The sequence below is a fragment of the Klebsiella sp. GG_Kp146 genome (assembly GCF_040061975.1).
In the GTDB taxonomy this organism is placed as follows: Bacteria; Pseudomonadota; Gammaproteobacteria; order Enterobacterales; family Enterobacteriaceae; genus Klebsiella; species Klebsiella quasipneumoniae.
This window is the reverse complement of record NZ_JBEAHA010000004.1, coordinates 270,991-285,227: the sequence shown is the minus strand read 5'-3', so window position 1 is coordinate 285,227 and position 14,237 is coordinate 270,991. Positions and strand designations below refer to the sequence as shown.

Below are 14,237 nucleotides of genomic sequence, written 5' to 3'. Positions count from 1 at the left end.
ATATTCGCTGGAAAGCGTTTCGGGAAACCGACGACGCCCGCTACATCGGCCTGGTCATGCCGCGCGTGCTGGGTCGTCTGCCGTATGGTCCGGACACCGTGCCGGTGCGCAGCTTCAACTATGTCGAGCAGGTGAAGGGGCCGGACCACGAAAAGTATCTCTGGACCAGCGCGGCGTTCTCTTTCGCCTCCAATATGGTGAAGAGCTTTGTCAATAACGGCTGGTGCGTGCAGATCCGCGGCCCGCAGGCCGGCGGCGCGGTGAAAGATCTGCCCATCCATCTGTACGATCTGGGCACCGGCAATCAGGTGAAGATCCCTTCCGAGGTGATGATCCCGGAAACACGGGAGTTTGAATTCGCCAGCCTGGGCTTCATTCCACTGTCGTACTACAAAAATCGCGATTACGCCTGCTTCTTCTCGGCCAACTCCGCGCAAAAACCGGCGCTGTACGATACCGCCGACGCTACCGCCAACAGCCGCATTAACGCGCGTCTGCCTTATATCTTCCTGCTGTCGCGCATCGCGCACTACCTGAAGATGATCCAGCGCGAGAATATCGGCACCACCAAGGACCGGCGCCTGCTGGAGCTGGAGCTGAACACCTGGGTGCGGAGCCTGGTCACTGAAATGACCGATCCGGGCGACGAGCTGCAGGCCTCCCATCCGCTGCGCGATGCCAGCGTGGTGGTGGAAGATATCGAGGACAACCCGGGCTTCTTCCGCGTGAAGCTGTACGCCGTGCCGCACTTCCAGGTCGAGGGGCTGGACGTCAATCTGTCGCTGGTATCTCAGATGCCCAAAGCAAAAGCATAAGGCAGGACGGGATGAAAATTTATCGTCCACTGTGGAACGAGGGGGCTTTACTATCCCCTCAACAGTTCCAGCAACAGGCTGAATGGGAGTCTTTTCGCAGCGCCGGTGCATCAGCGCTGGCGTCCCCATTCCCCTGGGGCGTGGAAATGATTGAGTTTAATGACAGTCTTCTTTCGTCCGGTCTGATTCAGATTACGCAGTTACGTCTCTGGCTGGAAGACGGTTCATTAATTGATGCGCAAAGGAGCGATCTGCCTCCAGCGCCGCGTGAGTTAGATGCCAGCCAGCTGGCAGGTCGTGATGCGGTAACTGTCGTCATTGCATTGCCGCACATGCAGCCAGGTATGAGCAACGTTGAACAGGAGGGAGTCAGTTCAGAACGGCCGCTTCGCTATCGTGAAGAGTGGGTAACATTGCAGGATGCTTTTGGCTCTGAAGAAGAATCTATAGCAGTTGCCCGGTTTAATTTCATCATCCGGTTTGCCCATGAAAGCAATGATTCCTGGAAAGTGTGTCCGGTCGCAAGACTGATTCGGGATGGACATAATGCGTGGCGACAGGATCCATCTTTTATTCCTCCAGTGGCGTCATTTGGAGCAAGCCCGGTCCTTCACGAACGTCTGGTGCTGCTTAATCGCCAGTTACGCTCCCGACGCCAGCGTCTGATGACGATGCGCCGAGAAAGCAACGAAAGGCTCGCCGATTTTGCCGTCGCCGATGTTTCCCTTTTCTGGTTGCTGAATGCACTGAATTCTCACGCCACAGTGCTGACAGAATACGAACGTTTTCCTTCCCGTCCGCCTGAACAGGTGTGGGCTGAGCTCGCTCGTCTGGCTGGTAGCATGCTGACCTTTTCCCTTGACCATGATCTGGACGCCATACCGGGTTATGACCACGAGGAGCCAGCTAAGGCGTTTCCTCCGCTGTTTGACCTGATAACGGGTTTGCTGGAGGCAAGTCTGCCATCCCGGGTCATTGCTCTGGAAATGACCCGCCCGGACGGACAGACCTGGAAGGCCAACCTCCACGATATCCGACTGCGTGAAGAGGCCGATCTCTATCTCTCTGTACGCTCGGATATCCCGGCCTGGCAGGTTGCCGAGAAATTTCCGGCACTCTGTCAGGCAGGTTCACCTGATGATGTCCGCGAGATCTATGGTGCTGCGCTCAAGGGGATCCCGTTGATACCGGTGAGCAGGGTACCGGCAGCGTTGCCTGTACGCATGGAAAACCAGTACTTCGCACTTGATATAGAAAGCCCCGCTGCGCATGAAATGCTGGAGCAGGGGGTGTGTATGTTCTATGTGCCTGAGTTACTTGGCGATTTGGAACTTGAACTGTTTGCGGTATTGCGCTCATGAGACAGGATATCGATATCGACCAGCTAATGACGGAGACCTGGCTTACCGTCACCATGCTTAAGAAAGGCGCCATCACGCTTAATGGATCTGCGCTTTACAACAGATGCGTTAAACAGGTTGAAAGTGTGCGGGAAGCGCTGGAGCGTGCCGGTTATGACGACGCCAGTGTGGATCATATTTCCTACGCACAATGCGCCCTGCTGGACGAAACGGTGATGAGCCGTAAGCCCGGAGAAAACGAAGGAGGAGAGGAGCCGAAAGTAGACGAAGGCCAGATGGTCTGGCGTAAAGCGCCACTTCAGGCCCGTTTTTTTGGCTCGCTTCGGGCTGGTGAAGCACTATGGGATCGCATTGCAGAGGTTCTGCGTCAGCCCTCACCGAACCCGGCCGTTTTAACCTGCTATCACCGGGTGATAGCGCTGGGCTTTCAGGGGTTATACAGCCTGAAGACGGTCAGCCAGTCACAGCGGGATGAGGTAGTGAAAGCCCTTTCTGAACGGGTTTCTCCGCCTGATGCAGGCCTGTCTCTGGTTGTTCACCGGAGGGGGACACATCGCTGGAGTCTGATGCGCTCAGTCTGGTTCTGGATAGTGCTGGCCGTCATTCTTACCGGCGTTATCTGGTGGGGGGGGCACCTCTGGCTCCAGTCTCTTTTGTCAGCACAAATACCGGAGCTGCATGGCTAATGCGTAGAACAGTCATCATTTCGGTAGCCCTACACACCTTAGCAGCCGTAGCCGCGCTACTGTGGTTGCTGTGGTATTTCATTCCGACAGGCAACGTTTTCAACGGTCTGTCCACTCTGCTGATCCTCGTTCTGGCAGGCTGGTATGTGTTTAAAAACTGTTGGAGCGAAGTGCCCACATTCGACGTTACCCTCCCGGCCGCTGAACTGCCTTTAACCGACGCCCAGGGCCCCGTTGTACTGGTGTGTGGTGACATGCTGGAAGCGTTATTTCAGGGCGGTCCTCTGCGTAAAACAGCCCAGGGATGGTGGCTGCGGGCTGGTGACGTCAACCGGTTAACTGACGTTGTCCGCAGTATCCAGACGCAGTTCCCGCGCCAGGTTGGTCAGCTCTCGGTGATGTACCGCTGTCTGCCAGATCATCATCAGGATGAAGCCGTTCTTCGTTCCACACTGAAAACGCTCCGCCAGCAGTGTAAGCAGATTAAATCCCTGACGGGTTTCACTCTGCCTGTTGTGTTGAGTGCAGAATTTTCCGGGCCTGAAACGCCGTGGATAATCGTTCGGGGTGATAAACCGATTGTCTGTCCGGTTAATGATTCGCCGCAGGATCTCATCGACTGGCAGCAGGCGGAAGACAATCTCCTGGCGCTGCCAGCCGTCAGTGAGGCATTTTCCTTTATCCGTAATACGCTGGCTGATGAGCTGGAAAAGCCTGATCGGTTAACGCCTCCTGAACGAGCATTCTCCGTGGCAATGCGCCTCGGTACCGTCCTTCCCGGGACAGAGTCAGTCTGGGCCGACTGGCTATATACCCGCACCTGTTTACATTTTTTCCGAAAAACAGGGCAGACAGCACCGGCAAGTTTGTTTCCGGATGCGGTTCTGCCGCTGCTGGCACCTTTTGCTTCAACGGTGCAGGGGGGCCAGCGTACCCGTCGCCTGATCCTGCTGATGTGGCTGTGTGCCCTGACCGCATTGGGTATGTCTGCGCTCAATAATCGTGACCTCATCCGTCAGGTGAGTACCGATTTACAGCGCTGGAATGCAATCCCGATGAACCACTATCGCCCTAAGGCAGAGTCACTGGCCGCCCTGAAGCAGGATGCGCTCCTGCTTGAACGCTGGCAGCGCCAGGGTGAGCCTTTGTGTTACAGCCTGGGCTATTACCCGGGCCGACGTCTGTGGCTGGCCTTGCAGCAGGCTATCGATACCTGGACGCCGCCACCCGCCCCTGAACCAAAACCGGTACCGAAAATTGTACGACTTGACAGCATGTCTCTGTTTGACTCCGGCAAATCGGTACTCAAAGACGGCTCCACCAAAATACTCGTCAACGCACTGGTAGGGATTAAAGCCAGACCGGGCTGGCTGATCGTGGTCAGCGGTCATACAGACAATACCGGCAGCGTTCAGCTAAATCAGACCCTGTCTTTGCAAAGAGCTGAGGCCGTCCGTAACTGGATGCGTGATACCGGGGACGTACCGGAAAGTTGCTTTGCCGTGCAGGGTTACGGCGACAGTCGACCAATTGCATCAAACGACACGCCTGATGGCCGTTCGCATAACCGGCGTGTCGAGATTAGTCTGGTACCGCAGGCTGACGCCTGTCGTCTGCCTGGCGCAAAACACGCGTCACAGGATGTACGTGACGTTTCTACTCGAGAAATGGAGAAGTAAGCATGGCAATCCCGGTTTATCTGTGGCTGAAAGACGACGGTGGCGCGGACATTAAAGGTTCCGTGGACGTGAAGGACCGTGAGGGCAGCATTGAGGTGGTGGCGCAGGAGCATAACCTGTACATCCCGACCGATAATAACACCGGCAAGCTGACCGGAACCCGTATCCACACGCCGTTCCTGTTCACCAAAGAAATCGACGCTTCCAGCCCGTACCTGTACAAGGCGGTGACCACCGGCCAGACCCTGAAATCTGCTGAATTCAAGTGGTACAAAATCAACGACGCGGGTCAGGAAGTAGAGTACTTCAACACGAAGCTGGAAAACGTCAAACTGGTGAAAGTTGCACCGAAAATGCACGACATCAAGGATCCTTCTTTCGAGAAACATAACCACCTTGAGCAGATCGAACTGCGCTACGAAAAAATCACCTGGACCTACAAAGACGGCAACATCATTCATTCCGATTCCTGGAACGAACGCACCACAGCATAAGATTCTGGCGGGCAGATCCCTTCTGTCCGCCTTTTTGTTTTGCTCCGCACCGCGCCTGCCAGACAGACGCTTTGCAGAGCAGGCTCACAATTTATCGGCATGAACCTTATGGGCATCGGTTGACGGCCAGGGGCGGTAGCGTGCCTGAACAAGAGGGAACGACATGGAACATCATTCAGCAGTCCTGCTACGACGACTTAACCCTTATTGCGCCAGAGCACAGGAGGGGGCGGCTTCTTTATGTCAGACCCGTGCGCATGCAGAAATCACGCCTGAGCACTGGCTGCTGAAACTGCTGGAGCAGGGGGAAGGTGACCTGACCGTTCTTACCCGGCGCTATACGGAATTACTGAGTCTTGAGCACAACCTGTCAAAACGCGTTGTTGGTCAGCACGCGGCGCTGAGCGCCATTGCCCAGGGCCTGAGGGCGTCAAAAACCGGCCTGACGCCGGAAAACGGACCGCAGGGGGGCTTTTTACTGGTGGGTCCAGGCGGAGTGGGCAAAACAGAAACGGCGCTGGCACTTGCTGACGTTATGTATGGTGGTGAGAAATCGCTCATTACCATCAACCTGTCTGAATACCATGAGCCGCATACGGTCTCGCAGTTGAAAGGCTCCCCTCCCGGGTATGTCGGATATGGTCAGGGCGGCATTCTCACCAAGGCAGTCCGTAAGCGTCCGTACAGCGTGGTGCTGCTCGATGAAGTGGAGAAGGCCCATCGGGATGTGATGAACCTGTTTTATCAGGTCTTTGACCGGGGCTTTATGCGGGACGGGGAAGGACGTGAAATTGATTTTCGCAATACCGTGATCCTGATGACGTCCAACCTGGGCAGTGACCCGCTGATGCAGTTACTGGAAGAGCAACCAGAAGCTACTGAGAGCGATCTTCATGAGTTGTTACGCCCGATCCTGCGCGATCATTTCCATCCAGCGCTGCTGGCCCGCTTCCAGACGGTGATATACCGCCCGCTGGCAATAGATGCCATGCGAACCATCGTCGGCATGAAGCTGGCGCAGGTGAGTACGCGCCTGCAACGCCACTACGGCATTTCCACTCACACTGGTGAAAGCCTCATCGACACCCTGACGACATCCTGTCTGTTGCCGGATACCGGTGCCCGTAACGTCGACAGCCTGCTTAACCAGCAGATCCTGCCGGTTCTGAGTCAGCAGTTATTGAGCCATATGGCGGCAAAACAAAAGCCGTCCTCGCTACAGCTGACCTGGGATCATGAACAGGGCATTGTGCTGGAATTTGATGAACAGGCAGAAGGAGAGGCGTCATGAGCGGAACACTTATCAGGAAGGCCACCGACGCGGTGCAACAGCTGTCAGGGCAGTCACGTTATCGGGTTGATGTACATGAATGCAGTGATTTCCTTGATGTTCTTCGTTACAGCGCGGTGGAATCACTTAGCCAGCCATGGCGTTATGACGTGGCGGTTACCTGCTCCTCTAAAGATATTGTCTGTGAGTCGTTATTGCTGAAACCGGCGTCATTTACTTTCCAGACCCCGATGTTTGACGGGACACCAGCTCTGCCGGTACGGACGGTTTTTGGCGTAGTGGAGTCCTTTCGCCGTGTGTCCACCTCGAATGATGAGACCCGTTATGCACTGACGATCGCTCCCCGTATTGCCCTTCTGGACTATACGAAAGGGAGCGCGATCTACCTCAACCAGTCGGTCACTGAAGTGGTTGAACAGGTGCTGCGTAAACACGGGCTGGAAGGGCCTGATTTCGAGTTCCGGCTCTCCCGGGAATACCCATCCCGGGAGCTCATCACCCAGTGGCGGGAAACCGATCTTGAGTTTATCCAGCGCCTGCTGGCGGAAGTGGGCATTTACTGGCGCTATGAAATGGATGGCCGTCTTGAACAGGACGTGGTGATTTTCCAGGACAGCCAGGAGCAGTATGAGTTTGGCATCACGCTGCCGTTACGCAACCAGGCCGGGATGAGTGACAGCGGGCAGGAGAGCATCTGGGATATTCAGACTGCATACAATGTCGTGAGTGGAAGTGTGGCCACCCGGGACTACAACTACCGTGAAGCGCTACAACCTCAGGACAGTGCCGAGTGCATTTTCATCAAGGAAGGGATCACCGCCGGAGAAACGTACCATTATGCGGAACCCTTCCTGACAGCAGGTGACGCTGATAGCCCGGAGACCGGGGCATACTTCGCCCGCCTGCGTCACGAACGTATGCTGAATGCGCAATATCAGGTCACCGGGCACTCCTCCAGCCCTCATCTGGCTCCGGGTCAGGTACTGGAAACGGACGGAACGCTTCCCGATGCCGTCAGGGAAGGCATCGTCATCACCACGGTGCGCACCAGCGGTTCGCGCAAAAGTAGCTTTACGCTGACGTTTGAGGGTATCCCCTACAGTGAAACCGTCTGTTATCGTCCGGCACTGCTCAATCGCCCGGTGATATCCGGCTCGCTGCCTGCCCGGGTGGAAAGCACACAGAGAGGCGACACCTGTTCCTGGCTCGATCCGGAAGGACGCTACCGGGTAAAACTGGACTTTGACCGCAACAGTTCTGAACAGGGCTATGCCTGTGTGTGGCTGCGGCTGGCGAAACCGTATGCCGGTGATACGTACGGATTCCACTCCCCGCTTATCGACGGAACGGAAGTGGCCGTCGTATTTGACGGCGGAGATCCGGATCGTCCCTACATCGCCTATGCCCTGCATGATTCAGAACATCCGGACCCTGTCACCAGTGACAATCATACGCGGAACGTCTGGCGTACCCCGGCGAACAATAAGCTGCGGATGGAAGACAAGCGGGGCGAGGAGCATATCAAGCTCGCGACGGAGTACGGCAAAACGCAGCTGAACCTGGGACACCTGGTCAACAGCCAGCGTGAAAAACGCGGGGCCGGTTTTGAACTGCGAACGGATGAGCATGGCGCGGTTCGTGCGGCAAAAGGGCTGTTCCTGACGGCCGATGCCCAGGCCAAAGCCCGGGGCCCGGTGCTGGAAATGGCCCCTGCCATCAACCAGATTCACCAGGCCAACAGCCAGATGCAGGCGCTGAACAGCGCAGCTGAAGCCGCCGGAGCCCTGGTCTGCGACATCAATACCCAGATTAGTTTTGTGACCGACAAAATCAAAGACCTCCAGTCTTCGGTCCTGCTGGGTAGTGCTCCGCAGGGAGTGGCACTGACCTCAGGTGAACATCTTCAGCTCAGCAGCACCCGCAATACCATGATCAATGCCGGTCAACATCTTGATATCGGTGCGATGAAGCAGCTGTCTGTGACGGTGGAAAAAGCGTTAGGACTGTTTGTCCATAAAGACGGGGCGAAGCTGGTTGCCAACCAGGGAGATATCGAGATTCAGGCTCAGCACAACACGATGGCCCTGTTTTCTGAAAAGCAACTGACGGTGACCAGCAGTGAAGACGAAATTATTATCAGCACCCCGGAAACCCTGACACTGAACGGTGGCGGGTCTTACCTGAGACTGAGTAAGAACGGCATTGAGCATGGTTCATCTGGTGAGTTTATCATGAAGACGTCTGACTATCTGGTACCAGGATCGGGCGCAAATCTCCCCAACGAAACACCCAATTTCAGGCTGACGGTTATCACTCAGGAAAGCAAAATCAGCAGCAAATCTTTCAATGACTAAGGGCTGATGATGGATCCATTAATTCCTCATATGCGTAATGTGTTTTTATTTGCATTTTTGCTTTGTTTATCAAATTTTACACAGGCATCCGGGCAAACAAGCCCAGAAAGCATCGTGTACAATTTTTATAAATCATATTTGAAATAAGAATCATCGGACAACAGTCGATTTCTCAGCCAATATGTTTCTGATGAATTAATGAAAAGCATTAATGACTCAATGATGTGTAATTATGATTCTGATGATTCAGTGTCGGCAGAAGAACGCGAAGGGAAATGTTCACAAAATCGCGAATGCAAGCAGTTTAAAGGGCGCTATATTTGTAACTGGCATGGTGCTTGGGTTGATACTGATGTTGATTATTTTACAAAATCACAAGATGTTTATCCTTCATGGAAAGTAAGTATAAGTACCTTTGATGTATATCAGAAAAAGAATGACTCTTCAGTTAACGTTATTTTAGGAGCAGATTCCGAGCCTAAAGTTAAATTTAAGGTTGTGCTGGAAAGAATTGATGGGGAGTGGAAAATCACCAGCGTAACGGAACAATAAGAATGTAGTCATTTTCTAAATTTCTCACCTCGACTACTTATACAAATACCAACATATCTACGGAGAGACGTTCATGTTGAAGAAGATTATTTTTGCTTGCTGTTTATTCTGCGTGGCCAATATAGCCTCAGCTTCAGCGAACGATAGTTCAATGCCTCGGGAAATTGTTGCAAATTTTTATCATGATTACCTCGTCGCATCTGAAATGCCTGATATGGAATCAGCTGATAAACTAACTCAAAAAGCTATTTTTGAATATACAACTGAGCATCTCAGAAGTCTGCGGGATAATGATGAATCAGGTGCTGATTATTTTGTCGATGCTCAGGATATTTGTGAAGAATGGAAAGACAGCATTAATGTGGAAACTGTTTCAGAGAATGACCAGGTCGCACAAGTGAAGCTAATATTAGGATATGGTAAGGGCGTATCCCTGTATGCCGTTAACCTGGTTAAAGAAAAAGGGAACTGGTTAATGGATTCTGTTAAGCCCATATCTCATAGTAGTATTTATTGCCCTCGGCAAGCAGAGGGGGAAGAATAAATGCTGGACAAGAAAGTAGCAGTTAGTGTTTTAAACACTCAGGCCCAAGCCAGAGCGAAAATTAACGCTGAAAATTTTAAAAATGGCATAGATAAAAAACTTAAATATGGCGAGTCAAAATGTGCCCGCTATGTTAAAAAAGCATTAATAGCTGGAGGGGTATCTGCAAAAAATTCAGGAATTGAATCAGCTAAAAATTATGGCCCATGGTTGCTTGAAAATAACTTTAAAATTGTGGATAGCGCTACAACAGTGCGTACTGGCGGTGTATTCACAATTTCTGGTCAGCAAGCGGGGGATGTTGTCGTAATCCAGGCAGCACCACATCATGTGCATGGTCATATGGCGATGTTTAATGGTACACACTGGGTATCTGATTTTGTCCAGGAAAGGGGGTTCTATCCTGCCCAGATATATCGTGATCAAAACATACGCTATACACTTTATCGTTATGACGATAATACCACATCAGAGCAGAACGCCACGGCTACCCAAAAAGGAAAAATTAAGATTGTCTGGCCGATCCCTTCTAATAACCGGGGAAGTGAGTTCAATAATCAGGAAGAGATCCTCTCTCATGTCGGGGGGGAATCCACCGGGCAGTATATGATTGGCCGAAGTGGGATGTGGCATGGCGGGATCCATATCACGGAAGCAACGACCCCGTGGTGTGCTCTGAGTGGCAAGTCTCGTCTTGAAGCACTGGATTTCCCGGTCCTCTTTAAAGGCGAGCAGGCTGTGCGATGCATGGCTGACGGCGTAGTGGTTGCTTATCGTGTCTGCAAGGATTATCTGACGCTTGCATGGGAATCCGGCCCACTGAGCTTTTCCGGTTCGTTTGTTCTGGTTAAACACTTTATTCAACTAGGGGAGAAAGAATCCAGCGGGCTGCATTTCTATACCCTGTATATGCACCTTGCCCCCTATTCAGCCTATAGTGTCAATCCGGCGGAAACAAAGTGGACAGTCCAGGATACGCTTACTGCCTACGATCCAGAATGGGTCATGACCGCCAGTACCAACAATAAAAGTACCAGTGAAAGCTATCGCAAGGGCACGATCCCAAAAGGATCTATTGTTGAGTGGGATAAAACAGACAGCGGCCTCCATACTGTTGCATTTAATAAGCGAGAGTATGGCCTTGTTACCTTTGTTAGCCTCTCAGAACAGGCGTTGAAAAAGGGCAAGAAAACATCCCTGAAGCCAGGGCAGCAATACTGGATGCTTGTGGACAAAAACAACCTGTCTCCTGGCACTGATGGGGTGGTACAGCCTTCCTGGTGGCAGAAACTCATGCCGCCAGCAAAAGAAGCGATGAAATTTGACGAGGTAGTATGCCCGACTCCCTTTGCTATCAGTGCAGGTGATCCTGTTGGTCATATGGGATATTATCAGGCACCTAAGGATGGCGGATATGAAGCGCGATACCAGGTTCATATCGAATGCACGAGTATGGATGATAATCTGGAAACGTTCCTGACCAACCCTGAGCAGGTGGGAAAAAAAAAAATCCAATCTGGCTGAAGTACTCTCCGGGCCTTGCGTTGTACAAAAAAGATGTTGCAACAGGAACATTCACAAAGGATACAAGGGTAACAACCAGAGCGGGGACCCTTCCACTGAGTCAGGTGCAAACGGAAGTCGATAAGTCGACCAAACAGGAATACTGGCAGCTGCGACCAGAAAATGCTTACGCCCCCAAAGGCCAGACGGAACCTCAACTTTTGTCGCAGTATGATCTGGCAAAACTGGGCTTCAGAACTGAAACCGCAGAACCTGCCAGCTTTGATTACCTGGATGGAAAAAACCAGCCCACTGGATTCTTCCGCAGCCTAATCAACTCGCTCTATGAGGCTGCGACCGGTGATACACGAACCAGTCATGCTCTCGTGAAGCATAATTATCAGCGCCTGCTGGATAAAATTGATAGCGGAAGTGACCGATATTCGCCAATGGAGTACTGGAGAGCACTTCATAATCCCGACTATCGTGACACCATCCAGAAAACAATCGTAAAACATCCCAGCGATTGGTACTTCAAAAAAGGTGACGCTATTTGGCAACCTTTCCTCAATGCGCTGAAAAAAGAAGCCCCAGAATGGAAGAAATACAGTGAAGATTTTATCGATAAAATGGCATGGATGCAGGATGTTACATCCGAAAAACTAGGACCTTCACTGTGGCACATGCATCCGATTATGTTCTTAGGCTTTATGAAAAAATCATCAGGAACATGGCCGCTTGGGAAAACTTCAGAGCGATATGAATCTGGAGGAAGGGGGCCTGGGGTAATTTCATCTGGAAAAGGAGATCATGGTGGTGTGTCATATGGAATGTATCAATTATCTTCTAAAATGGGAACGGTTAATAAATATATTGCTGTGTCAAAATACCAAGATTTATTCGAAGGTAAAGAACCCGCCACACCTGAATTCAATAAAGTATGGAAAAAAATTGCGGTCGATCACAAAGAAGAATTTGCACAGGATCAGCATCTTTTCATTGAAAAAACACACTATCAAGTACAAATAGACTTGTTAGCATCTAAAGGGCTAAATTTTTCACATTCTCGTGCCGCAATCAATGATATGATTTGGTCGACTTCCGTTCAATATGGCCCTACAACTGGTTTAATTTCGAGAGCGTTGAAAGGAAAGGATTTTGAAACATTAACAGATGCAGATGTGATAACTATTGTTCAGGACTATAAAATAAATCATGTTGAAGATCTTTTCCCATCATCCCCGACTTGGTGGGACGATCTAAAAACACGAGCTCTGACAGAGAAGAAAGATTTATTAAAGTTAAATGAGTTAAATCTGGAGTTAAAAAATGAAGATTAAATTACTTGCATTACTTGTTTTTTTGCCTGTTATTTCTTTTGCAAAGGAACCACAAACTTGCAATTCCTCGATGCAATCTCATCCGGATATGATCGACTGCATACAAACCAGCACAAAAAAAACAGAGGACTCCATTAAAGAGATTATTACCAAATCTGGTAAGGAGTATTCAATTGATATGGCGTTTTATAATAGTCAACGGAAGTCTATTTCTGAACGATGCAGCTTATATAACTCGATGGAAGGTCAACGAACAGATTTGATAGAAAACCAATGCGAATATGATGGTGTAGAGCAACTAAATGATTTTATTAAAACCTATATGAAGACAGTTGATAATTATTAAAATGAACATAAAACTCTCTTTGGCTATGTTAATTTTAATGGCATCGGCAACATATGCTCAATGTTCTCAAACCAAAGATGTTGATATGCTGGTAACGGCAAGTAAGGTGAAAAACTCTGGTTTTGTCGATGGGCAAACAGGTCGCGTTACTACTGACTTAAATGGTGACGGTAAAAAAGATATCATCGAGTATACATTTCTGAGTTCAACACCACCAGGTACTTGCGATCAATCGAACTGTATGTCTAACCTCGACAATTCTCCTACTTTAACATTCAAAATCACAATACATGATGGAAAATCAATAGATGCAGCATATATGTGTACATCCATTGGCATATCCAAAAAATCACACAAAGGGCTAAAAGATATTTTTTGCGGACCCAAATATATCTTGAGATGGAAAGGTGACGAGTATGATACAGAATAAACATTCAAAAGCATTTACATGCCATTGAATCAAGAATGGGTCTTTTTAATTGTAGAACCAGGCACTTATAGGTAAGTTAAATTACTAATGCCGCTACTGGATTTTTCAAATACAATGAAGATTAAGAACAAAGCGCTGACTTTACTTCTAATACTCCCTTGCATTTCACATGCTGTACTAACCGACTATTCCAAGATCGAAACTGATTGTCGCAAACTGAATCAAGATATAAATAACTCTGTTGTAATGGGTTGTGCCGACCAGGCATCAGACGCCGCAAAGAAAGATATGAATATTGTTTACCAGAAAATATACAAAATCATTAAAGCGCGTGAAATATCTGACATTACAAGTAAATTCGAGACGGCGCAAAAAAACTGGATTGCATCACGTGAAAATTGGTGTGATGTTCAAGGGTTTATAATCGGTTCGCCGATGTACAGCGTATGCCGTATGGACATGAATATTTCAAGAGTGAATGAGTTAAATGACTTACTGAAACAGATTCAGGATTAATATATCTGGAGGCTAGTTACTTTAAACTAATGATAATTATTAACTCACAGAGGTCCTTATTAATGCTCCAGATTATCCGCAAAGGCGATAAAACTACCCACGGTGGTTCAGTACTGACCGCCTCAGAAACGATGAAATTCGGCGGTATTGGCGTTGCCCGTAAAGGCGACAAAGTGTCCTGCCCGGTTCAGGGACATGGCCCTACTACTATCGTAGAAGGCAACCCTGATTACCTTGATCATGGTATTCCGGTTGCCTTTCACGGTCACAAATGTGCCTGTGGTTGCACATTGATCAGTTCATTTGCCGCAGCAAAGGTTGCCTGA

Annotated in this window: 12 protein-coding genes and 2 pseudogenes; all 14 read left to right on the top strand. The window is 50.1% G+C overall.

What is annotated here, in order from left to right; all coding sequences use genetic code 11:
• A partial coding sequence (tssC, locus tag ABLU95_RS07320; protein ID WP_348879135.1) for a type VI secretion system contractile sheath large subunit occupies nucleotides 1-815 on the top strand: 815 nt, incomplete at its 5' end.
• An 11-nt stretch (nucleotides 816-826) separates the two neighbouring features.
• A complete protein-coding gene (gene tssK / locus ABLU95_RS07315) occupies nucleotides 827-2,176 on the top strand; it encodes a type VI secretion system baseplate subunit TssK (RefSeq protein WP_101978646.1) in 1,350 nt (449 codons plus the stop codon).
• On the top strand, nucleotides 2,173-2,862 hold the full coding sequence (gene tssL, locus ABLU95_RS07310; RefSeq protein WP_023290570.1) for a type VI secretion system protein TssL, short form: 690 nt from the start codon (nucleotides 2,173-2,175) through the stop codon (nucleotides 2,860-2,862). The genes tssK and tssL overlap by 4 nt, the downstream gene beginning before the upstream one ends.
• Nucleotides 2,862-4,541, top strand: coding sequence for an OmpA family protein (locus ABLU95_RS07305; RefSeq protein WP_135719537.1), 1,680 nt, complete (start codon nucleotides 2,862-2,864; stop codon nucleotides 4,539-4,541). The genes tssL and ABLU95_RS07305 overlap by 1 nt, the downstream gene beginning before the upstream one ends.
• A 2-nt stretch (nucleotides 4,542-4,543) precedes the next feature.
• Nucleotides 4,544-5,035, top strand: coding sequence for an Hcp family type VI secretion system effector (locus tag ABLU95_RS07300; protein WP_023290568.1), 492 nt, complete (start codon nucleotides 4,544-4,546; stop codon nucleotides 5,033-5,035).
• A 340-nt stretch (nucleotides 5,036-5,375) separates the two neighbouring features.
• A pseudogene (locus ABLU95_RS07295) lies at nucleotides 5,376-6,326 on the top strand (AAA family ATPase); the annotation flags it as partial.
• Nucleotides 6,323-8,680 (top strand): type VI secretion system Vgr family protein, encoded by a 2,358-nt coding sequence (gene vgrG / locus ABLU95_RS07290; protein WP_101978644.1) that lies wholly within the window; start codon nucleotides 6,323-6,325, stop codon nucleotides 8,678-8,680. The pseudogene ABLU95_RS07295 and the gene vgrG, both read left to right, overlap by 4 nt.
• Nucleotides 8,681-8,878: 198 nt before the next feature.
• Complete coding sequence (locus ABLU95_RS07285) at nucleotides 8,879-9,232, top strand: DUF3828 domain-containing protein (RefSeq protein WP_228742348.1); 354 nt, start codon at nucleotides 8,879-8,881, stop codon at nucleotides 9,230-9,232.
• A gap of 73 nt (nucleotides 9,233-9,305) precedes the next feature.
• Nucleotides 9,306-9,776, top strand: coding sequence for a DUF3828 domain-containing protein (locus tag ABLU95_RS07280; protein WP_032428952.1), 471 nt, complete (start codon nucleotides 9,306-9,308; stop codon nucleotides 9,774-9,776).
• A 342-nt stretch (nucleotides 9,777-10,118) separates the two neighbouring features.
• Nucleotides 10,119-12,619 (top strand): annotated as a pseudogene (locus tag ABLU95_RS07275) (hypothetical protein).
• Nucleotides 12,609-12,965, top strand: a complete 357-nt coding sequence (locus ABLU95_RS07270) for a hypothetical protein (protein WP_101978642.1) — start codon at nucleotides 12,609-12,611, stop codon at nucleotides 12,963-12,965. Before ABLU95_RS07275 ends, ABLU95_RS07270 begins: the two are co-directional and overlap by 11 nt.
• Nucleotide 12,966: 1 nt before the next feature.
• Nucleotides 12,967-13,395 carry a hypothetical protein gene (locus tag ABLU95_RS07265; RefSeq protein WP_142375728.1) on the top strand — a complete coding sequence of 143 codons (429 nt, stop codon included), beginning with the start codon at nucleotides 12,967-12,969 and terminating at the stop codon, nucleotides 13,393-13,395.
• Nucleotides 13,396-13,509: 114 nt separating this feature from the next.
• A complete protein-coding gene (locus ABLU95_RS07260; RefSeq protein ID WP_228742350.1) occupies nucleotides 13,510-13,911 on the top strand; it encodes a lysozyme inhibitor LprI family protein in 402 nt (133 codons plus the stop codon).
• Nucleotides 13,912-13,973: 62 nt separating this feature from the next.
• Nucleotides 13,974-14,237: a PAAR domain-containing protein gene (locus tag ABLU95_RS07255; protein WP_101978647.1), complete on the top strand. Its 264-nt coding sequence runs from the start codon at nucleotides 13,974-13,976 to the stop codon at nucleotides 14,235-14,237.